The organism is Alkalibacillus haloalkaliphilus C5, assembly GCF_000269905.1.
GTDB lineage: Bacteria > Bacillota > Bacilli > Bacillales > Alkalibacillaceae > Alkalibacillus > Alkalibacillus haloalkaliphilus_A.
Genome location: NZ_AKIF01000018.1, coordinates 1 through 20,459 on the forward strand (window position 1 = coordinate 1; position 20,459 = coordinate 20,459).

The following is a 20,459-nucleotide window of genomic DNA, read 5'->3' on the forward strand; positions in this document are numbered from 1 at the left end:
GTGGTGATGACGTAACGTTAACTAACACCTTGTTACGAGAAGTGGTCGGTTTTCACTTAGTTGGCATTGTGACATTTGGAGTCTCTTGGATTGTTAGTATTTTTATGGTTATATTTAGAGAAGACAAAAGGGCAATACACGACTTAATTGGTGGAACTTATGTCGGTAAACCATAATAATAGAGCACATTCCATTAAGGAGTGTGCTCTATTTTCTAACTGAATTCCTTGATCATGTCCTCATACCAATCTTCGTTAACTTCTTCATTGAAGCTGTTTATGAACCTTCTAAGATTTGTGAAAACTTCTTCGTCATCGGGGACCTCGTTAAAAACTTCCTGTTGGGAATACATACGCCCACCTTTGATGACATACCGGATGTCTTTCGTATGTTTAATATTTTCTAGTGGGTTCGCATTTAAAATAACAAGGTCTGCTTGGTTTTCAGATTGAATCGATCCGATATGGCGTAAACCAATTGAGTCAGCAGCGTCAACTGTTGCTGCTCGTAATGCTGTAAGAGGTGAGAAGCCATTTTCGACAAACAGCTCTAACTCACGGTGTAAGGCTAAGCCTGGCCACGTGTAAATGCCTGCTGGTGTGTCTGTGCCTGCGACGACTTTTCCACCTAAGTCTGCATATACCTTTGCAATTCTTTGATTCATTTTGCTTTGAGTCGCTAAAGGCTTAAGAGCAGCTTCATGTTGGCTAATTGCTTGCCATTGATTCATCAAGTTTGAGTTGTTTTCTATTGCTTGTATTAAAGTGTGTTCAGGTTTCCAATAGTTCGGATAACCATTCATTTGATCAAAAAGAATCATAGTTGGACATAGTATGGCGTCGTATTCTAATAGCTTTTCACAGGTGTCACGAATCGCTTCTTCGTCAGGTTGGTGAAAAGGAATAAGGTCCCACTTGGATTGTTCAGCACTCATTGACCAGTTTGAATAAATGGATTGAATGATTCCAGAAGCATGCTCGAACCATTTGACACCCCACTTGGCTGCACTAAGAGCATCCACATCATTAGAGTGAACCAAGTCACAGCTTACGTCGAGGCTAAATCTTCTTGCTTCATTCACAGCGTGTACCATTAATTGTTCAGGCAGTCTACCGTATACTTTAATAAATTTAGCTCCTGCCTTTACTTGCCTCTCAATCTCACGTGTCACTTCTTCCTCGTTAGTAACATTGAGATTCCAAGGGCTTGTGTCACCCCATAAGCCAGGAGTACCATCAATGATTCGATCAGTTGAAAAAACATGAGGTGTAGGGGCGTCATTTTTCGCTTGAATTAGTGCGTCTAATTCGTGTACATTGCCTCCAGTATTGCGAACAGCCGTCATACCAGCAGCAACAAAATACGGCGCATACCCTTCTTTAATATGAACATGCATATCAATTAAACCCGGTATTATGTAATGTCCTTGGAAATTAACACTTTCTGCGTCGCTAACAGACTTACCTGGATCTAAGATTGTTTTGATTTCCCCGTCTTTAATCTCAAGGTCTTGACGACTAAAATCGCCAATATCAAAGTCTAAAACTTGTGCTCCTCGAATAACGTAATGTTGAGTCATAAACATTCCCCCTTTTTCTTTATTATAAATATAATAAAAGAGAGGAATGTTATAATTTTCATATAGTGGAATTTAGGAGTGAAAAAATGAACTACGGCCAAACGTTTCGCGAAATAAGAGAAAATAAAGGATATACACTGAAGGAAGTATCAGAAGGGACCGTTTCTGTTTCGTTTTTATCAAAATTTGAAAGAGGCGAATCTGAGATTTCAATCCAACACATACACGCTTTATTAGACCGTTTGAAAGTGACTTTTGATGAATTTCTGTTTTTCCATAACAACAATCAACCTTCTGAGTTAGAAGCTTTTTTCAACCGAGCTCATGAGTATTACTTAAAAAGAGATCTTCAAAATCTACAAAAAATGCATGATGAACAAATGGCTCTATGGGATAAATATAAAGTGAAGCCATATCGATGTCAGGCTGTCTTACTAAAAATCTATGAAAATATTATTAGAGACAAAATGATTGATGGTGAACGAGATGGACTAAAAGATTTAATTGATTATTTATTTAATGTTGAAGTTTGGACACTGTACGAACTGAGACTTTACAGTAAAACTATTCTCGTACTCGATGAGAAAATGATCGAAACACTTTCTAAAACAGCTTATAAGAAAAGTAAACCATATCAAGATTTGCCCAAAATAAGGGAAACCGTGAACAATATTTTGCTGAATACGATTATTTACTTAATAGGTCCAGTGAACCAACCTAAAAAACTAGTTAACGAACAATCCATTCAATACTTTTTTGAAATGGTAGAAGGGAATTGTTTAGAAACAGACCTATTATTAAAAACGAACATTATGCAGTTAAAAGGGATGTACGAAGTGAAGAAGGGCAATCGAGATGCTGGATTAGAAATGGTCAATCGGGCAATAGAAGTGTTCAAAGATTTACAAGCTCCACATTTAGCAAAAGATGCCGAACGATATTTAAACTTAATGTTAAAGTACCGATAAGTAGTAGTATTGTTTCAGTTTAAAAGTCTTAATTTTAAAATAATACTAAACTTTTATTCGGAAAAGTGTTATGATACTTATTGGTTATATATAAAAAGCAACGGGGGTATCCCCGTTGCTTTTATACAGATTCGTGTTCTTGGAAAGATTGAATATCATGTTCAATGATATTAGAAAGGTTTTCTTTCCCTTCAAGTTCAAAAAGGAATTCGCTTTTTTTCCAATATTCAATTCCAAGTTCAACGTGGCCCTTCTTTAACAAATTTCTGCCAATTTGGTAGTGAAATTCTGCAAACGTGTATAAATCTTCGTATTCACGACAATATGAAAGACCTTGGTGACACACTTTTAAAGATTTTTCTATTTCGTTAAGGTCCGTATACACTTTGGCTAAGTTATACCTTACTTTGGCAATAATTCTTTTATCATTTAAATTAGTAATTTCGTTTATTAAATCATAAGCTTGTTCATGGTAACTTTTTGCTTCATAAAGTAAACCTTCATTCCTAGACATTATACCTAAACTACAAAGAACTTGAATATTAATTTCAGCAGAGAATCGGTCGAAAGATGAAAGTGATAAACAGTCTTTCAATGTACTCATCGCTAATTCAAAATCATTATATAAGTGATATTGAACCATGGATTTGTGCCACATTAAATTTCTTCTGGCTTGTTGAGACTGAAAAGAAGGGTTATTTTGTTCGACTTTTATTATATCTTCGATAGTTTCATAGTCTCTGTCTCGTCTAGCTTTATCAAGTTGTTTCCAAACTTCTTGCATATAGTCTTCACGTTCGCTATTTGTATCTGATAGAAAATGAGTGATGTTTACACCTAATTTATCAGCAATACCTTTTAAAGTCATATATGATGGTTGGTGCTGATCTCTCTCAATTCTACTCAGTTCAGATTGTGAACAAACCCCGTTTGCTAGGCCTGCTTGTGAAATATTTAACCGTTTACGTAGGTCTTTAATTTTCTCTCCAACAGTTAAATTCATAAGTTCTCTCCCTTTATATGCATAAACGCATATTTTTTTTAAAAAAGCATGCAAATGAGCAAATATTATGTATAGAATCCTTTAAAACCATTATAGTCAGGTTTTAAGCGTTTTTACAAATCCCTTGGCAGAGTACATAATGTACATAGATTGACTGAGGGAGGTGTAAAAAGATGAAAAAGTTATTAGTATTAACTATTCTTCTAGGTGCTATTTTCGGTCTTACCCCAACTGAAACAGCAGTAGAAGACAACAATGACCCAATTACTGTTTTAGACTTACCTGATTTACACTAATTGAGTCATACATACTGAACCCAGTATGGCTCGTAATAAGTCCCTGTACCCTATAATCATCTAATAGATTAAGGGCAATCACTTTATTGATGAACGAATGATTTTTTAAAAGAGAATACAAGATCACGCTCTTGTAATGGTTTCACCTCAGCCGCATCCTCCTTAACTCGGCATTAAGGAGGATGTCCCCCATTTTTTTAAGACATCAAGAAACCGAGAGTGGAGGAACGATATGAAACTATTATTAATTTTACTAGTTTTAGTCTTCAGTGGATGTGATCATTACGATGAAGAAAAACTAGTTCAGGAACATCAGCCAGCGACCCCTATGTTCGATTATAATTTAACGATTGTAGTAAGTGACGAACATCAAATTAGTAAAATTAATAATAGCGTTGTATCTGAATTCGGGCAGATGGATTTGAAACGTGTTATGACAACCTCTTATGTATGGGATGACCAAAATATAAGCTATACGAATGTTTTTGACATTGATGAGTATCCTACTTTTTTATTATTTGGGCATGAAGGAGTTGTCTTAAAAACGAGTGACCTTACAGAAGTAAGACGATATTTGAATTAACAGCCGATTGAAATAAGGGTGATGACATGATCAATCCACTTATTGTACTAGTTGCTTTATCTTTAACTGTCATTGTAATTAGGTTAAGATATTCGCGCATGTATAATACATTATATGAAGCGGTAGGACATCGACCGAATGAAATTAATAATCGCTATCAATTTTTGCGTAATCAAGGTGTAAGGTGCCGGTTACAAAATGTTAGCTCTAGGCCAGGTGTAATTGTTCATGGTAGTTCAGAACTTGGAACAACGATTCGTCTACTCGTGCATAAAAACGATTTAAACGAAGCTGAACAATACATGGTTAATTATAAGAGAAGTTGTTAAATTGCGTATACTCCCTATCATACTCCCTATAGATGGAAGGCAAGTGCTACCTGAGCACTTGCCTTTTCCATTGCCATTAATCTACTAATTTGTAGCTTTTCTCTAATTCGTCTACTAATGAACCGACATAGGAAACGGCTTTCTTAATAGGGTCTGGTGTTGTCATATCAACACCTGCATATTTCATTAGTTCTTGTGGTGTTTTTGTACCGCCCATTTTTAACACTTCTAACCAACGATCAATGGCTGGTTGGCCTTCTTCTTTAAATAACTGTGATACAGCAGTTGAAGCTGTTAACCCAGCTGAGTAAGTGTATGGATATAAGCCCATATAATAGTGAGGCTGGCGCATCCACGTTAATTCTGCACCTTCATCAATTTCAACGACATCGCCCCAGAAGTTACGCAACGTTTCGCCTTTTTGTTGTTTTAATGTGTTTGCTGTTAAAGGTACACCTTTTTCAGCTAATTCGTACACACGACGTTGGTATTCACCTTCTAGTAAGTGCGTTACGAAATTGTGATAGTATGAGCCTAACAGTTGTAAAATGACCCAACGACGCATGCGTGGATCGTCCGTCGTTTCAAGTAAATGGTCAGCTAGTAACATTTCATTCATTGTTGATGGTGCTTCAATGAAGTATGTTGACGGTCTAGTGTTAAAAATATGCTGATGTTGATTAGCTAAATGTAAGTGACCTGCATGACCCAGTTCGTGAGCTAAAATAAATGCACCACGCATTTTTCCTGTATACGTTAATAAAATGTATGGGTGGACGCCATAAGGGCTCGCACAGAATGCACCTGTTGACTTACCAATGTTGTCAGCGTAATCAACCCAACGTTCTTTTAATGCTTTTTCCATAATGGCTGTATATTCAGGACCCATGACTTGTAACGAGTCCAATATCGTTTGAGACACGTCTTCATAAGAAGATTCAGGATCGAATTCAGGGTCTAATGGTGCTTTAAGATCAACGAATTGCAGTTTGTCTAATCCGTATACTTGTTGCTTAAGCTTTGCGAAGCGACGCATATGTGGAGCGAGTTCTTTTTGAATGACATCTAATTGGTTATGGTACATTTCTTCTGTAACTTTTTGTGGTTGAAGTAACATTTGTGTAACCGAATCATAACCACGTGCACGTGAAAGAGCGACTTCTTTCTTAACTTGTGTCGCGTATGTCGCAGCATAAGTATTTTCATATTGTTTTAACGTTTTGACAAAAGAATCATACGCTTTACGACGAACTTCTGTGTTTGATGAAAGTTCATGCTCATCTTCAAATAATGCAAATGAGTTAGCATATTCTGTTCCATCACTTGTCGTAAATGATTCAAATTCCATATCCGATGATTTGCTGCGCTGATAGATCATGTATGGTGCTGAATGAACTTCACCTAATGATGCTAGCACCTCTTCTGTTTCTGGTGCTAATGTGTACGGTTTGCGCTCTAATAAATCGTTTAATGTCTTCTTATAAACTTGTAACTCTTCATTTTCTTCTAAGTATTGTTCAATTGTGCCTTCTGGAAGAGCTAATACTTCTGAATCAAAAAAGGCCATTTCAGCTTGGACCTTTGCGAATACAGAAGAAACTTTACCAGAGTTTGCTTGGTTTTCAGGGTTTGTTCCATCTTCTGATGAGCGTAAGTTAGCATATGTTCCAACAACAATCGCTTTCTTTTGTACTTCTACTTGTGCATTTAAGCAAGCTAATAAAACGTCAGAACCTTCGTGTAAACGACCTTTATATTGCGTCACTTCTGGAGTAAGTTGCTCTAAATCATTTAATGCTTGTTCCCACTGTTTGTTTGATTCAAATAAATCTTCTAACTTCCATGTCTGTTCGACAGGGACGTCTTGTCTTTGTAAACGTTGTGCCATAATTTTCAAAAACCTCCTCAAAATCTATTTCGGAAATCTAAGTATTAGTATAAAATAAAAACTACAACATGTCACATGAATCAGAAAATTAATAATCATTTTTCTTTTTCAGTCCTAAGGCTGAGAGGATTTACAACTTCGTTACGGTTCATGCCTCAATGAAGTTATGTAAGATTAAGTAAAGGGGGAGTTCCATGTTAAATCAAGCGTTAGTTCAAGATGTCATTCATGAAGCGTTAACAACAGGTGGCGATTTTGCAGAAGTTTTCGTTGAAGATACGTTTAAAGATAGCCTTCTGTTACAAGGTGGACGTATTGATAAAAGTTTATCAGGAAGAGATTTTGGTGTTGGTATTCGTGTGTATAATGGCTTTCACAGTGCTTATACATATACGACAGACTTCTCACGTGAAGGTTTATTAAAGACAGCACGACATGCAGCTCAAGCAATTAATGGCAATACACAAGTAAATGTCCAACCGTTTCAACATGAACAAGCACCAGTCATTCACGAGATCAACCAGTTACCACAATCCGTTGAGAAAGCGCGTAAAGTCAATGTTATGAAAAATGCAGCGGATATTGCAGGTAATTATCATGACAGTATTTCTCAAGTTAGGGTTAACTTATTAGATGAAGAACAAAATGTATTGATTGCTAACTCTGATGGCAAATTTGTTGAAGATAAGCGCGTTCATAGTCGCATGTCGATCGCAGCTATTGCTTCGAATGAGCATGATATGGAGACAGGTTTTTACGGACCGGGTGCTGTACAAGGCTTTGAGTTTTTTGAAAACCTTGACTTAAATCATTATGCAAAAGAAGCAGCACGCATTGCGGTGACAAATTTAGGTGCAGATCCATGTCCAAGTGGTAAGTTCCCGGTCATTATTGATAATGAATTCGGCGGTGTTATTTTCCACGAAGCTTGTGGACATGGTTTAGAAGCTACTTCTGTCGCTAAAGGTAAATCAGCATTCGCAAACAAAGTGGGTGAACAAGTAGCACCTGATATTGTAACTTATATCGATGATGGTACGATTCCGAATGAATGGGGCTCAATCAATGTGGACGATGAAGGTAACAAGCCTCAGAAAAATGTCTTAATTGAAAATGGTATCCTAAAAGGTTACTTAGTCGACCAATTGAACGGACGCATTATGGATACTGAGCCAACTGGTTCAGGGCGTCGTGAATCATACCGTTATGCTCCGACATCACGTATGACAAATACGTACATTGCACCAGGTGAGTCTACACCAGAAGAGATTATCGCCAATACGGAACACGGAATTTATGCGCGTTACATGGGTGGCGGTTCAGTTAATCCAGCGACTGGTGATTATAACTTTGCTATTAACGAAGCTTACTTAGTGAAGAATGGTAAGATCGACAAACCAGTTCGCGGGGCAACGTTGATCGGTAATGGCCCTAAAACGTTACAAACTGTTGATATGGTCGGAAATAACTTAGGTCATGGAGCAGGTATGTGCGGTTCTCTAAGTGGTAGTATTCCGGTAAACGTAGGTCAACCAACATTAAGGGTAAGCGAAATAACTGTTGGCGGCCGAAAGGAGGATGCTTAAGATGAACGTTTTAGAATTCAAAGATGAACTATTTCAAAAAGGCTCTGAAAAAGGCTTTAAAGATATGGAGCTATATTATGAAAAAAGTGATCAATTTGTATGTGCGATTGACAAAGGTGAAGTTGATCAATTCACAACAGCTGAAGTAACAGGCGTTTCTTTCCGTGGTGTGTACGCAGACCAAATGGGATATGCCTACACTGAAAAGCTCGATGAATCTTCAATCGAATTTTTAATAGAAAATGCGCTAGAAAATGCGAGTGTATTAGAATCAGAAGATGTTGAAGAAATATATGAAGGTGATTCGAATTATAAAGACATTAGTTTCTCTTCGGAAGCGCTGAAATCTGTTACAACTGAAGAAAAGATTAATTTTATGAAGGAATTAGACAAAGAAATATACGCTACTGACGAACGTGTCGTTGCAACGAACTTCTTTACTATGCAATCAGTTGATGTTCAAAAAGCAATGTACAATAGTAAAGGACTATCGTTAGAAGATGACCAAAATTATCTCGTCTATATGGTCATTGTCATTGTTGAGGAAAATGATGTGACGAAATCCGGTGTTCATATAGAAGTAGTGAGTGACTGGGGTAAAGTTAATGCAAAAGAGTCAGCTCATAAAGCAGTTCAAGAAGCTGTGTCATACTTAAATCCGTTAGAAACTGACGACAAATTTTATCCGGTTATTTTAAGACAAGATGCTGCTAGAAGTTTACTCGACACGTTTGTGACGACGTTCTCAGCTGAAACAGCACAACAAGGGATGTCGAAACTAAAGGAAAAAGTCGGAAGCAAGATTGCAGGAGATAATATCAATCTAGTTGACGATCCTTTCATGAAAAATCGAATGGGAAGCCGTACATTCGATGCTGAAGGTGTTGCAACTGAAAAATTAAATGTAGTAGAGAATGGAACACTTACAACGTTATTACACAATCGAAAAACAGCTAAAAAAGATGGCGTTAAAACGACAGGCCACGCATCAAAAGCATCTTATAAAGGTACAGTTAATGTCGCTCCATCTAACTTTTATATTGAGCCTGGTAGCCAATCATATGAAGAGCTAGTTCAAGGCATGGATGAAGGGATAGTCGTGACGAATTTACAAGGCTTACACTCTGGCGTCAATGCGATCTCAGGCGACTTCTCCTTAGCTGCAAACGGTTATTACGTAAAAGGAGGCGAAATTCAAGGACCAACCAATTTAATGACCATTGCCGGAAACTTCTTTGAGTTATTAAACGAAGTCAATGAAGTTGGAAGCGACCTTGAATTCGGACCGTCAAACGTTGGCGCACCATCATTATTATTAAAAGGATTATCCGTTACATTTGAATAAATAGCAGTTAGACGTTGCCACATTTGGTAAAACTGGAAGAGGAAGGCTCACTAAAGTGGGCCTTCTTTTTACGTTGAGCGCTCAGTTTCTGCGAGCGCTGATAAACAGGGTCCGAGCGCTGATAAAAGTTAGTGAACGCTGATAAGTTTGGTGAGAACGCTGATAAAAATTGGTGAACGCTGATAAAGTATGGCCGAACGCTGATAAAAACTAGTGAGCGCTGATAAACACGCCTGAACGCTGATTATATAAAAGTTCCACGAGCGCCAACAAAAGTCGACGAGCGCCAAAATCCATAGCTCGAAAGCCAAATAATTATCGGGAACGCCAAAAAGCACCGCCCAAGCGCCAGATAAATTTCATGAGCGCCAAAAAGCACAGCTCGAACGCCAAATAAATTTCGCAAGTGCCAAAAATTTCACGCGCGCTCCCCACAATCCCTGAGCGCTAATAAAATAGTCGAACACACTAATGAATTCCTATCAATAGTTATCCATAAACCGATCTACCACACCCAAAACCAAAAACCTCGACACAAACTAGCAAAATAACTGATATTTCCCGGGTAATTAATGGTAAAATAACAGTGGTGTAATTATTGTCATTGTAAAGGAAAATTTGCTATGATGAATAGTATTGTGAAGTGTATAACGTACGGAGGTGTAAGTGATGTCAAAGATTTCAAAAGATCAAGTGAAACACGTTGCTAATTTAGCAAGGTTGTCAATTACAGAACAAGAAGCTGAGAAGTATAGTGAACAGTTAAGTGCCATCATTGATTTCTCAGAACTACTAAACGAACTAGATACGTCAAATGTTGAACCGACAACACACGTATTAGAGATGAAAAACATTGTGCGTAAAGATGAGCCGAAAGAATGGATCTCAAAAGAAGACGCATTAAAGAACGCACCAGATCAAAAAGACGGCCAATTCCGTGTACCGTCCATCTTAGATTCATAAGGAGGGAAAAATCAGATGTCAGTTTTAGATTTATCGATTAAAGAACTGCAAGAGAAGCTAAACAATAAAGATATAACCGTAACAGAGATCGTACAAGCTGCGTATGACCGCATTAAAGAAACCGATGACGATATTCAAGCGTTTGTTACATTAAACGAAGAAGAAGCGTTAAGCCAAGCCAAAGCATTAGATGAAGAAGGAATTGACGAAAATCAATTTCCACTTTTCGGTATGCCAATTGGAATCAAAGATAACATCGTAACAAAAGGGCTACGTACGACTTGTTCTAGCCAAATTTTATCTAACTTAAATGACCCGCTTTACGATGCAACGGTCATGCAAAAGTTAAATGCTGCTAAAGCGGTTAATATCGGAAAATTAAACATGGATGAATTCGCGATGGGGTCATCAACAGAGAACTCTAGTATGAAAGTAACGCGCAATCCTTGGAACACGGATTTCGTACCAGGTGGTTCAAGTGGTGGTTCAGCAGCGGCTGTTGCTGCAGGCCAAGTGCCATTCGCTTTAGGGTCTGATACAGGTGGATCTGTACGTCAGCCAGCTTCATACTGTGGCGTCGTTGGCATGAAGCTACATATGGACGTATATCTCGTTTCGGACTAGTTGCCTTCGCGTCATCTTTAGACCAGATTGGACCATTAACTCGAACAGTTGAAGATAATGCACGTATTTTAGAAATCATTGCTGGACAAGACGAGATGGATTCAACAAGCGCGAACGTTGATGTACCAAAGTATAGCGAAGCTTTAACAGGTGATATAAAAGGACTTAAGATCGCTGTACCAAAAGAATACTTCGGTGAAGGTGTCGATGAAGAAGTTCAAACGAGCGCACGCCAAGCGTTAAAAGTATTAGAAGAGCAAGGCGCTGAGTGGGATGAAGTTTCATTACCACATTCAAAATATGCCGTTGCCGCTTATTACATGATCGCATCATCAGAAGCATCGGCTAACCTAGCGCGTTTCGACGGTGTACGTTACGGTAAACGTGCTGAAAACGCTGAAGACATGATGGACATGTTTAAAAAGTCTCGTAGCGAAGGGTTTGGCGAAGAAGTTAAACGCCGTATCATGTTAGGAACATTCGCCCTAAGCTCAGGTTACTACGATGCTTACTATAAAAAAGCACAACAAGTTCGTACGTTAATTAAACAAGACTTCGATCAAATTTTTGAAGAGTATGATGTTGTTCTTGGACCAACAGCTCCGACAACAGCGTTCAAAATTGGTGATCAAATCGATGATCCATTAACGATGTACGCAAACGACATTATGACAATCCCAGTCAACTTAGCAGGGGTTCCAGGAATCTCTGTTCCATGTGGTTTCCACCCTGAAAATAACATGCCAATCGGTTTACAAATTATCGGTAAACACTTTGATGAAAGTACAGTTTACCGAGTAGCTCATGCATATGAACAAGCAACAGACCATCATAAACAAAAACCGCAACTAGGAGGTGCCAAGTAATGAATTTCGAAACGATTATCGGATTAGAAGTCCACGTTGAGTTAAAAACACAATCTAAAATTTTCAGCCCAAGCCCAAATGCGTTCGGTGATGAACCAAACAGTAACGTTAATCCAATCGACCTTGGCTATCCTGGTGTTTTACCGGTTTTAAATGAAGAAGCGGTTAACTATGCGATGCGCGCAGCGATGGCATTAAACTGTGAAATCGCAACAGACACGAAATTCGACCGTAAAAACTATTTCTACCCAGATAACCCGAAAGCTTACCAAATCTCTCAATTCGACCAACCAATCGGTGAGAACGGCTGGATCGATATTGAAGTTAATGGCGAAACGAAACGCATTGGTATTACGCGCCTTCATTTAGAAGAAGATGCAGGTAAACTAACGCACGGTGATGACGGCTATTCATTAGTTGACTTCAACCGTCAAGGAACTCCATTAGTGGAGATCGTATCAGAGCCAGACATTCGTACACCAGAAGAAGCTTATGCTTACTTAGAAAAAATGCGTAACATTATCCAATTTACAGGCGTTTCTGATGTGAAAATGCAAGAAGGTTCACTTCGTTGTGATGCGAACATTTCACTTCGCCCATACGGCCAAGACGAGTTCGGTGTTAAAACAGAACTTAAAAACTTAAACTCATTCAACTTCGTTCAAAAAGGTCTTGAGTTTGAGCAAGTACGCCAAGAAAAAGTTCTTCGTCAAGGTGGCGAAATTTTACAAGAAACACGTCGTTATGACGAAAAGACGAAAGAAACAATCTTAATGCGTGTTAAAGAAGGGTCAGACGATTATCGTTATTTCCCTGAACCAGACTTAGTAAAGCTTTACATTGACGATGAATGGAAGGAAAAAGTCCGTCAGTCCATTCCGGAACTGCCAGATTCACGCCGAGCGCGATATGTTAATGAACTAGGTTTAGATGAATACGACGCAGGTGTTTTAACGAACACGAAGGAAATGTCTGATTTCTTTGAAGCAACGATCGACCAAGGTGCAGACGCTAAACAAGCAACGAACTGGTTAATGGGTGACATTTCGGCTTATATGAATAAGCAGCAAGTTGAACTTCAAGACTTACCGATCACACCAGAAGCATTGGCGAAAATGGTAAAGCTTATTGAAGAAGGCACACTATCTTCTAAATTAGCGAAGAAAGTCGTCACTGAACTTGTGAAAAATGGCGGCGATCCTGAGAAGATTGTTAAAGAACAAGGACTTGTTCAAATTTCAGACGAAGGTCAATTACGAGGTATTATTACAGAAATCCTCGATGAAAACGAACAATCAATCGTCGACTATAAAAATGGTAAAGACCGAGCTTTAGGTTTCTTAGTCGGTCAAGTCATGAAGAAGACTAAAGGTCAAGCCAACCCACCAATGGTTAACAAGATTTTAGTTGAAGAAATAGAAAAAAGATAATTCATTTCAGATAGGTGAGAGGGGAAACGCTAATGACATTTACAGTAAAAAGGTTAGATCATGTACAATTAGCTGCACCTAGACATTCAGAAGATGAAGCAAGACACTTTTTTGGAGAAATTCTTGGATTACCTGAACTTGAAAAACCAGAAGACTTAAAGAAACGTGGTGGCGTTTGGTTTAAACTCGGTGATCACCAGCTTCATATCGGCGTTGAAGAACCATTTTCCCCAGCAAAGAAAGCTCATCCAGCTTTAGAAGTTGCCAATTTAGAAGGGTTAATGACAAGATTAGATGAGTATAACGTTGAGTATGAACAAGATGACAAACTGCCTAGTGCGAACCGAATTTATACAAAAGACCCATTTGGCAATCGTTTAGAAATTTTAGAGTGGGTGTAAATGCAAATACTTCCATTTTCGAAGCTTTCGGAGTATAGTAAAGATAACAGAATGCGAACGAAGGTGAGAATATGAAAAAAGCTCGTGTAATATACAATCCTACTTCAGGTCGGGAAGCGATGAAAAAGGCGCTTCCTGATGTGTTAATACGTTTAGAAGAAGCGGGCTATGAAGCATCCGCTCATGCGACAACTGGGGAAGGCTGCGCAGCTGATGCAGCCGCTTTAGCTTGTGAACGGCAGTTTGACTTAATTGTTGCTGCTGGTGGTGATGGCACAGTGAACGAAGTCGTTGATGGTATGGCAAAACAACCTTACCGCCCGAAGCTCGGTATTATACCGATGGGAACAACGAATGACTTTGCCCGAGCACTTAAAATTCCGCGTGATGTTGAACAAGCAATGAATATTATCATTGATGGACAAGCGAAAAATCTTGATATCGGGAAAGTTAATGGCCATCACTTTATGAACATTGCCGGTGGCGGTAAAATTACCGAATTGACTTATGAAGTGCCTAGTAAACTCAAGACAGCATTAGGTCAGTTAGCTTATTACTTAAAAGGGGTCGAAATGTTACCTTCAATTCGTCCAACACATGCTCGAATTGAGTATGACGGCGAAGTGTTTGAAGGGGATATGATGCTCTTTTTAATCGCTAATACGAACTCAATTGGTGGTTTCGAAAAGCTAGCTCCAAATGCTAAGATGAATGACGGTTATTTTGATTTATTAATCTTGAAATCTACTAATATAGCAGAGTTCATTATGTTAGCTAACAAAGCTTTAAAAGGCAACCATATCCACGATGACAACATCATTTACACACATGCGAAAAAAGTAACAGTCGAAACAGAAGAAGATGTTCAAGTTAACTTAGACGGTGAATATGGTGGTAAACTACCAGGTACATTTGAAAACTTGTATCAGCATATTGAGTTTTTATTGCCGAAAGAATAAGGAAAGGGGCCTAATGAATGAAGGCTCCTTTTTTCTGTTTAAAATAGTAATTACTTTAATCTAACAATCCTTTTAGCTATAATGTTAAAAGACTAACATAAGGACGGATAAAACATGGGAAAAGCAAACGCACCAGTAAAGAAAAACCAATTTATCGATTTAACTTTTAGTGATCTTACACATGAAGGTGATGGAGTAGGCAAAATTGACGGCTACCCTGTATTTGTTCCATACGCATTACCAGGTGAGCAAGCGAAAGTGAAAATCATCAAAGTGAAAAAGAACCTTGCCTTTGGTAAGATAATTGAGTTACACGAAAAAAGCCCAGACCGGATTGAACCACCATGTGACGTATTTTATAAATGCGGTGGTTGCCAAATTCAACATATGACATATGAACGCCAACTAACGATGAAACAAAAACAAGTACAAGATGTCATGAAGAAAATAGCGCAAATGCCAGACGTGCCAGTCCACCCAACAATCGGTATGGAAGAGCCATGGGCATATCGTAACAAAGTACAAATCCCAGTAGGAAAAAGGGACGGTAAAGTGATTACAGGCTTTTATCAAAAACGTAGTCACAACATTATTGATATGGATACATGTCCAGTTCAAAGTGAATCAAATGACAAAGTTGTTCGCGAAATGCGTGCTATTATCGATGAATTAGAAATTGAACCATACAACGAAGAAACACATGAAGGCGTGATCCGTCACTTAGTGTTAAGAACGGGTTACCACACAAATGAAGTGATGGTGGTGATCGTGACAAAAACGAAAGACTTACCACACAAGCAAGAGCTAATTGAGAAAATCAAACAGCTTGATTCGAATATTAAAGGGGTTATTCATAACGTTAACCCAAAACAGACAAACGTTATTATGGGGCAAGAGTCTAAAACGCTTTGGGGCGAAGATGTGATTATTGATAAAATTCATGACTTAGAATTCGCAATCTCTGCTCATTCATTTTATCAAGTGAACCCAGAACAGACAGAAAAACTATATGATCAAGCGTTAAAATACGCCCAACTTTCAGGGCAAGAAACGGTCATCGATGCTTACTGTGGAATTGGCAGTATTTCACTGTTTTTAGCCCAACATGCGAAGAAAGTTTACGGTGTTGAAGTCGTTCCACAAGCTGTTGATGATGCAAAAGCAAATGCGAAAAGAAATCATATTGATAACGCTGAGTTTTACGTCGGGCAAGCAGAAAAAGTGATGCCTTGGTGGAAATTACAAGGGTTAAACCCTGATGTAATTGTCGTCGACCCACCACGCAAAGGTTGTGATGAAGAATTACTTCAAGCGATGATCGACATGCAGCCAGAGCGCATCGTTTACGTCTCGTGCAATCCATCAACTTTAGCACGCGACTTGAAAATTTTATCTGAAGGCGGTTTTGAAACGAAAGAAATCCAACCTGTTGATATGTTCCCTCAAAGTAATCATATTGAGAGTGTGGCAATGGTCGAGAGAGCCGTGTAGCCACACAATAAAGTTTTGTAAGTAGAATAAAGTTTTGTGAAAACACCCGGAATAATGAGAAAAAAGTTTTGTAAGAGCGTGTGAAGAAAAATGGGAAATCCCTTTATCAGGGGTTCCCTCGTTTTTTCTACAAGTTTTTCCTAATTATTCACTTAATAAATGCAAAAACTCCTTCGTTCTTTGCTTCTTAGGTGTCTCAAGTACATCTTTTGCATTCCCGCTTTCTATAATATATCCTTCATCCATAAAAAATACTTTGTCGGCCACTCTTTTTGCAAAATTCATTTCATGAGTGACGATCACCATCGTTTGCCCTTCTTTAGCTAATGCCTCTATCACTCGAAGTACTTCTCGAACCAATTGAGGGTCTAACGCCGACGTCGGTTCATCAAATAATAGGACCTCAGGATTCATCATTAAAGATCGGGCAATGGCAGCACGCTGTTGTTGTCCTCCCGACAATGAATCAGGATACTTATCTTTATGTTCAAACATCCCTACTTTTTTTAGAAGTTTTTCACCTTCTATAACTAAAGAATCTCTTTTCCTTCTTTGCACGATTAATGGCGCTTCAATAATATTTTCAATGACCGTTTTATGCGGAAATAAATGAAATCCTTGAAAGACCATCCCAGAGTATTTACGTAACTCTTTCATTTCTTTTTTTTCAAGTTTCTTTCCACTGAAATTTACCGCTTTATCCCCAATAGTAATGGAACCGTAATTAGGTACTTCTAATAGGTTTAAACAACGGAGCAATGTCGTTTTTCCGGAACCAGAAGCGCCAATTAAACATACAACTTCCCCTTTTTGAACACTAAAATCAATCGATTCGAGGACAGTATTCTCACCGAAAGATTTTTTTAAATGTTTCACATCAATCATGACAAACAGCCCCTTTTCTAAGTTTTATTTAAATATCGGTTATAACGTTTTTCTAACCGTTCTTGGAAGTGACCAATAATAATACAGATGACCCAATAAATAAGGGCTGCGGTTATGTACATCGTCATACTTTCATACGTTCTTCCAGCAATGAGACGTGCCCCGTACAATAGTTCATGAACCGTAATGACAGATGCTAAAGATGTACCTTTGACAACATCGAGAAAAATATTAAAGGTTGGAGGTAAAGCAATTCTTGTCGCTTGAGGAATAATGATTCTTCGCATCGTTTGCCAGTATCCCATCTGTAATACTGCTGCAGATTCCCATTGTCCTCTTGGAACAGACATTAATGCGGAGCGAATGACCTCAGCATTGTAAGCGGCAAAGTTTAAACTAATTCCAACAATTCCTGCGGTGATTGGACTATCAAATTGAATACCAATTACCGGCAAGCCGTAATATAAAATAAATAAAAAAACAAGTAGTGGAGTTCCACGCATAAATGAAATATAAATACGAGCTGGCCACCTCAAAAACCAAAAACTTGACATTCGCGCCATAGCTAAAAACAATCCTAATATAAGCGCCAAAAACATACTAATTAATGCGATAAAAAGTGTGATTTTTGCAGCATCTAATAAAAATGGGAGAGAATCCCACGCTAATTGTGGATCATAAAGATGCTCCCAATGAATATCTTTAAACCATTCAATCATCATAAGCCTCCTTTCCAACATTGCTTTTCAATCCAAACACGTGAATCATAAGTATAAAAAGAGATACAAGGACAACCTTGTACCTCCCTTACCATCCTTAGTTTCCTTCTAAACTAACTACCTCATCTTGATCGACAGGCTCAGATGCGTCTGCTCCGAAGAACTCTTGTGACAATTCTGCAACTGTACCATCTTCTTTCATTTCTTGCAGAACTTCATCAATGACTTCCTTCAATGAATAATTTCCTTTTAGCATTGGGAATGCACTTTCGGTTGCGTGAAACTTTACTTGTTCAGCAACTGCTAGACGGTCATCATCAAACCCTTCCAATGTTCGATGCAAGACAAGCACATCATTTAAGTAGGCATCTTGATTCTCATTAATAATATCTCTTAAAATAGCATCGACACCACCGTCATAAGCGGTCCCGTCAGCGCCAATATTTTCTGCAAAAACCGCATAGTTACTTGTTAAAGAACCAAGTGCAACTGGAACTCCTTCTAAATCATTGGCTGATTCGAAATGCCCCATATCGTCTGAACGAACAATAACCGACCCATACGAAAACTTATAAGGTTCTGTAAAAGTGAAAATTTCTTCACGTTCTTCAGTAATTGCAAAATCATTTGAAGCAATATCAATTTGTCCATTCCTTAACGCAGGAAGGATCCCATCGAAATCCATCGTACTAAATTCGACTTCTACTCCTAAACGTTCCCCTATTTCACGCATCACTTCAACATCAAAACCAGTAAGTTCGTTATTTTCATCGTGATAAGTGACTGGTGCATATGTTCCTGATGTCCCTACGACAAGTTTGCCAGCTTCTTGAACATCTTGCCACAACGTATCTTCTCCATTGGCAGATTCGCCAGTTTCTTCTGCCTCTGATGACGTATCACCTTGTGATGCGTTTTCATCTGCAGTACCACAAGCTGCAAGCAATACGATTGTTGATATAAATAAAATCGATAAAAACTTTCTCAAATTCTCCATCCTCCTAATCCTTACAATTCATAGTTGTTTTGTCAGATTAATAATTTAAATTTTATCACCAACATTGATTTTAAGCAACAAAATAATGAACGAGTATCTCTAAAAAAGGACACTTCCCCCTTTATTCTTCCAAGTCTTAAGAATTTTAAGCGTCATTAGCAAGTGATTAATTGTTAAAGGGGATATGCATTACGTTATGAAGGAAGTCAAACAGACGTTACGGAACAAAGGATAACGTATAGTAGCTTCTTCTTGAATCGACAATGCATCGGTTACACTTAATCAGACAGATCATAGACATTTGGTTAAATATATTGCCGAGGAGACTAAATATGACACGATGTCAGAGCAGAAAGTTAACCAAAAATTCTTTTTATGATCTAGAAATAAACGGATGAATATCTTAACTGATTTACCTTGCACTTTTCTCTTGTACCTATTAAAGTATATAATGGTTGAAAGACTATAATATCGTTAGGGGAACCTTAACGTTTCAATAATAGACAAGAGAATCGTTGTAGGAAAGGGGTCGAATTGAGATGAAAGATAATTTTTGGCATGAGTTACCACGACCGTTTTTCGTACTTGCACCAATGGAAGCTGTGACGGATGTCGTATTCCGTCATGTTATAAGCGAAGCGGCTAGACCAGATGTGTTTTTCACGGAGTTTGCCAATACAGAAAGCTACTGCCACCCAGAAGGGCGAGACAGCTTGCGTGGTCGTCTAACTTTCACAGAAGACGAGCAGCCGATTGTCGCTCATATTTGGGGAGATAAGCCTGAGTATTTCCGAGAAATGAGTATTGGTATGGCTGAGCTAGGATTCAGAGGTATTGATATTAATATGGGATGTCCAGCTCCTAATGTGGCACCAAAAGGAAAAGGCTGTGGGCTAATCCGTCGCCCAGACGTTGCAGCGGACATTATTCAAGCGGCTAAAGCTGGTGGCTTACCAGTAAGTGTGAAAACGAGACTTGGATATACAGAGGTAGAGGAATGGCGTGACTGGCTGAAGCACGTTCTTAAACAAGATATTGTCAATCTTTCTATCCATCTGCGTACGAAAAAGAGATGAGTAACGTAGATGCTCACTGGGAGCTCATTCCCGAAATCAAAAAGCTCCGTGATGAAGTAGCTCCGCATACGTTATTGACGATCAATGGTGATATTCCAGATCGTCAAAAAGGGCTTGAACTTGTAGAAAAATACGGTGTGGACGGCGTCATGATCGGACGCGGTGTTTTCCATAATCCGTTTGCCTTTGAAAAAGAGAAAAAAGAGCATACAAGTGATGAATTACTTGATCTTCTAAGGTTGCAGCTCGACCTTCATGATCAATACTCAGAGGAACTTGAGCCAAGGTTGTTCAAACCACTTCGCCGCTTTTTCAAAATATATGTTCGAGGGTTCCGCGGATCAGCAGAGCTGCGCAACAAGTTAATGGATACAAACTCTACCGATGAAGTTCGAGCTTTACTTGATGAGTTTGAAGAGAACAATGAAATAACAGGGGATAAAAAGTTTATTATCTCCTAAAAGGTGATGA

18 protein-coding genes and 2 pseudogenes are annotated in these 20,459 nt (G+C 38.5%); 14 read left to right on the forward strand and 6 right to left on the reverse strand.

Features of this window, described 5'->3' with window-relative positions; genetic code table 11:
- Positions 1–176 (forward strand): RDD family protein (locus A194_RS17090; RefSeq protein ID WP_017185499.1); only part of this gene is annotated, 176 nt, incomplete at its 5' end.
- Positions 177–214: 38 nt separating this feature from the next.
- Here the strand turns inward: A194_RS17090 and A194_RS17095 are convergent.
- Entirely contained in the window at positions 215–1,579 is a 1,365-nt protein-coding gene (locus tag A194_RS17095; protein ID WP_017185500.1) for an amidohydrolase family protein, read from the reverse strand.
- 86 nt (positions 1,580–1,665) lie between these two features.
- Here A194_RS17095 and A194_RS0103470 point away from each other — a divergent pair, with 86 nt between their 5' ends.
- Positions 1,666–2,547, forward strand: coding sequence for a helix-turn-helix domain-containing protein (locus A194_RS0103470; protein ID WP_017185501.1), 882 nt, complete (start codon positions 1,666–1,668; stop codon positions 2,545–2,547).
- A 121-nt stretch (positions 2,548–2,668) separates the two neighbouring features.
- On the opposite strand, the gene A194_RS0103475 is transcribed toward A194_RS0103470, so the two are convergent.
- Complete coding sequence (locus A194_RS0103475; protein WP_017185502.1) at positions 2,669–3,550, reverse strand: helix-turn-helix domain-containing protein; 882 nt, start codon at positions 3,548–3,550, stop codon at positions 2,669–2,671.
- 173 nt (positions 3,551–3,723) lie between these two features.
- Between A194_RS0103475 and A194_RS20935 the strand changes: the two genes are divergently transcribed.
- The 3 genes from A194_RS20935 (at position 3,724) to A194_RS0103490 (ending at position 4,758) form a co-directional block, all read left to right on the forward strand.
- Entirely contained in the window at positions 3,724–3,846 is a 123-nt protein-coding gene (locus tag A194_RS20935; RefSeq protein WP_017185503.1) for a hypothetical protein, read from the forward strand.
- Positions 3,847–4,078: 232 nt separating this feature from the next.
- Positions 4,079–4,429 carry a hypothetical protein gene (locus tag A194_RS0103485; RefSeq protein WP_017185504.1) on the forward strand — a complete coding sequence of 117 codons (351 nt, stop codon included), beginning with the start codon at positions 4,079–4,081 and terminating at the stop codon, positions 4,427–4,429.
- A 26-nt stretch (positions 4,430–4,455) separates the two neighbouring features.
- Positions 4,456–4,758, forward strand: a complete 303-nt coding sequence (locus tag A194_RS0103490; protein ID WP_017185505.1) for a hypothetical protein — start codon at positions 4,456–4,458, stop codon at positions 4,756–4,758.
- A gap of 76 nt (positions 4,759–4,834) precedes the next feature.
- Here A194_RS0103490 and pepF read toward each other — a convergent pair whose 3' ends face one another.
- Positions 4,835–6,646: an oligoendopeptidase F gene (gene pepF, locus A194_RS0103495; RefSeq protein WP_017185506.1), complete on the reverse strand. Its 1,812-nt coding sequence runs from the start codon at positions 6,644–6,646 to the stop codon at positions 4,835–4,837.
- A 194-nt stretch (positions 6,647–6,840) separates the two neighbouring features.
- On the opposite strand from pepF, the gene A194_RS0103500 reads away from it, so the two are divergent.
- From A194_RS0103500 to rlmD, 8 genes and pseudogenes are all read left to right on the forward strand, one after another.
- Complete coding sequence (locus A194_RS0103500) at positions 6,841–8,232, forward strand: TldD/PmbA family protein (RefSeq protein ID WP_017185507.1); 1,392 nt, start codon at positions 6,841–6,843, stop codon at positions 8,230–8,232.
- Between the two features lies 1 nt (position 8,233).
- A complete protein-coding gene (locus A194_RS0103505) occupies positions 8,234–9,577 on the forward strand; it encodes a TldD/PmbA family protein (RefSeq protein WP_017185508.1) in 1,344 nt (447 codons plus the stop codon).
- A gap of 669 nt (positions 9,578–10,246) precedes the next feature.
- A complete protein-coding gene (gene gatC, locus A194_RS0103510) occupies positions 10,247–10,540 on the forward strand; it encodes an Asp-tRNA(Asn)/Glu-tRNA(Gln) amidotransferase subunit GatC (protein WP_017185509.1) in 294 nt (97 codons plus the stop codon).
- 15 nt (positions 10,541–10,555) lie between these two features.
- Positions 10,556–12,030: pseudogene (gatA, locus tag A194_RS17100) on the forward strand (Asp-tRNA(Asn)/Glu-tRNA(Gln) amidotransferase subunit GatA).
- Complete coding sequence (gene gatB / locus A194_RS0103520; RefSeq protein ID WP_017185510.1) at positions 12,030–13,460, forward strand: Asp-tRNA(Asn)/Glu-tRNA(Gln) amidotransferase subunit GatB; 1,431 nt, start codon at positions 12,030–12,032, stop codon at positions 13,458–13,460. The pseudogene gatA and the gene gatB overlap by 1 nt, the downstream one beginning before the upstream one ends.
- Positions 13,461–13,492: 32 nt before the next feature.
- On the forward strand, positions 13,493–13,861 hold the full coding sequence (locus tag A194_RS0103525; RefSeq protein ID WP_017185511.1) for a VOC family protein: 369 nt from the start codon (positions 13,493–13,495) through the stop codon (positions 13,859–13,861).
- 71 nt (positions 13,862–13,932) lie between these two features.
- Positions 13,933–14,820 (forward strand): diacylglycerol kinase, encoded by an 888-nt coding sequence (locus A194_RS0103530; RefSeq protein WP_017185512.1) that lies wholly within the window; start codon positions 13,933–13,935, stop codon positions 14,818–14,820.
- 114 nt (positions 14,821–14,934) lie between these two features.
- Entirely contained in the window at positions 14,935–16,311 is a 1,377-nt protein-coding gene (rlmD, locus tag A194_RS0103535; RefSeq protein WP_017185513.1) for a 23S rRNA (uracil(1939)-C(5))-methyltransferase RlmD, read from the forward strand.
- Between the two features lie 144 nt (positions 16,312–16,455).
- Here rlmD and A194_RS0103540 read toward each other — a convergent pair whose 3' ends face one another.
- The 3 genes from A194_RS0103540 to A194_RS0103555 all read right to left on the reverse strand — a co-directional run bounded on the left by A194_RS0103540 (position 16,456) and on the right by A194_RS0103555 (position 18,903).
- Positions 16,456–17,196 (reverse strand): amino acid ABC transporter ATP-binding protein, encoded by a 741-nt coding sequence (locus tag A194_RS0103540; protein WP_017185514.1) that lies wholly within the window; start codon positions 17,194–17,196, stop codon positions 16,456–16,458.
- A 17-nt stretch (positions 17,197–17,213) separates the two neighbouring features.
- Complete coding sequence (locus tag A194_RS0103545; protein WP_017185515.1) at positions 17,214–17,915, reverse strand: amino acid ABC transporter permease; 702 nt, start codon at positions 17,913–17,915, stop codon at positions 17,214–17,216.
- 97 nt (positions 17,916–18,012) lie between these two features.
- Positions 18,013–18,903 carry a transporter substrate-binding domain-containing protein gene (locus tag A194_RS0103555; RefSeq protein ID WP_017185517.1) on the reverse strand — a complete coding sequence of 297 codons (891 nt, stop codon included), beginning with the start codon at positions 18,901–18,903 and terminating at the stop codon, positions 18,013–18,015.
- A 548-nt stretch (positions 18,904–19,451) separates the two neighbouring features.
- Between A194_RS0103555 and A194_RS17105 the strand changes: the two are divergent.
- Positions 19,452–20,449, forward strand: a pseudogene (locus tag A194_RS17105) (tRNA dihydrouridine synthase).
- Positions 20,450–20,459 lie beyond the last annotated feature (10 nt).

Bases quoted from the DNA above. Each gene is read 5' to 3' on its own strand.
- A194_RS17095 (WP_017185500.1), bottom strand. From the start codon at position 1,579: ATGACTCAACATTACGTTATTCGAGGAGCACAAGTTTTAGACTTTGAT.
- A194_RS0103470 (WP_017185501.1), top strand. From the start codon at position 1,666: ATGAACTACGGCCAAACGTTTCGCGAAATAAGAGAAAATAAAGGATAT.
- A194_RS0103475 (WP_017185502.1), bottom strand. From the start codon at position 3,550: ATGAATTTAACTGTTGGAGAGAAAATTAAAGACCTACGTAAACGGTTA.
- A194_RS20935 (WP_017185503.1), top strand. From the start codon at position 3,724: ATGAAAAAGTTATTAGTATTAACTATTCTTCTAGGTGCTATTTTCGGT.
- A194_RS0103485 (WP_017185504.1), top strand. From the start codon at position 4,079: ATGAAACTATTATTAATTTTACTAGTTTTAGTCTTCAGTGGATGTGAT.
- A194_RS0103490 (WP_017185505.1), top strand. From the start codon at position 4,456: ATGATCAATCCACTTATTGTACTAGTTGCTTTATCTTTAACTGTCATT.
- pepF (WP_017185506.1), bottom strand. From the start codon at position 6,646: ATGGCACAACGTTTACAAAGACAAGACGTCCCTGTCGAACAGACATGG.
- A194_RS0103500 (WP_017185507.1), top strand. From the start codon at position 6,841: ATGTTAAATCAAGCGTTAGTTCAAGATGTCATTCATGAAGCGTTAACA.
- A194_RS0103505 (WP_017185508.1), top strand. From the start codon at position 8,234: ATGAACGTTTTAGAATTCAAAGATGAACTATTTCAAAAAGGCTCTGAA.
- gatC (WP_017185509.1), top strand. From the start codon at position 10,247: ATGTCAAAGATTTCAAAAGATCAAGTGAAACACGTTGCTAATTTAGCA.
- gatB (WP_017185510.1), top strand. From the start codon at position 12,030: ATGAATTTCGAAACGATTATCGGATTAGAAGTCCACGTTGAGTTAAAA.
- A194_RS0103525 (WP_017185511.1), top strand. From the start codon at position 13,493: ATGACATTTACAGTAAAAAGGTTAGATCATGTACAATTAGCTGCACCT.
- A194_RS0103530 (WP_017185512.1), top strand. From the start codon at position 13,933: ATGAAAAAAGCTCGTGTAATATACAATCCTACTTCAGGTCGGGAAGCG.
- rlmD (WP_017185513.1), top strand. From the start codon at position 14,935: ATGGGAAAAGCAAACGCACCAGTAAAGAAAAACCAATTTATCGATTTA.
- A194_RS0103540 (WP_017185514.1), bottom strand. From the start codon at position 17,196: ATGATTGATGTGAAACATTTAAAAAAATCTTTCGGTGAGAATACTGTC.
- A194_RS0103545 (WP_017185515.1), bottom strand. From the start codon at position 17,915: ATGATTGAATGGTTTAAAGATATTCATTGGGAGCATCTTTATGATCCA.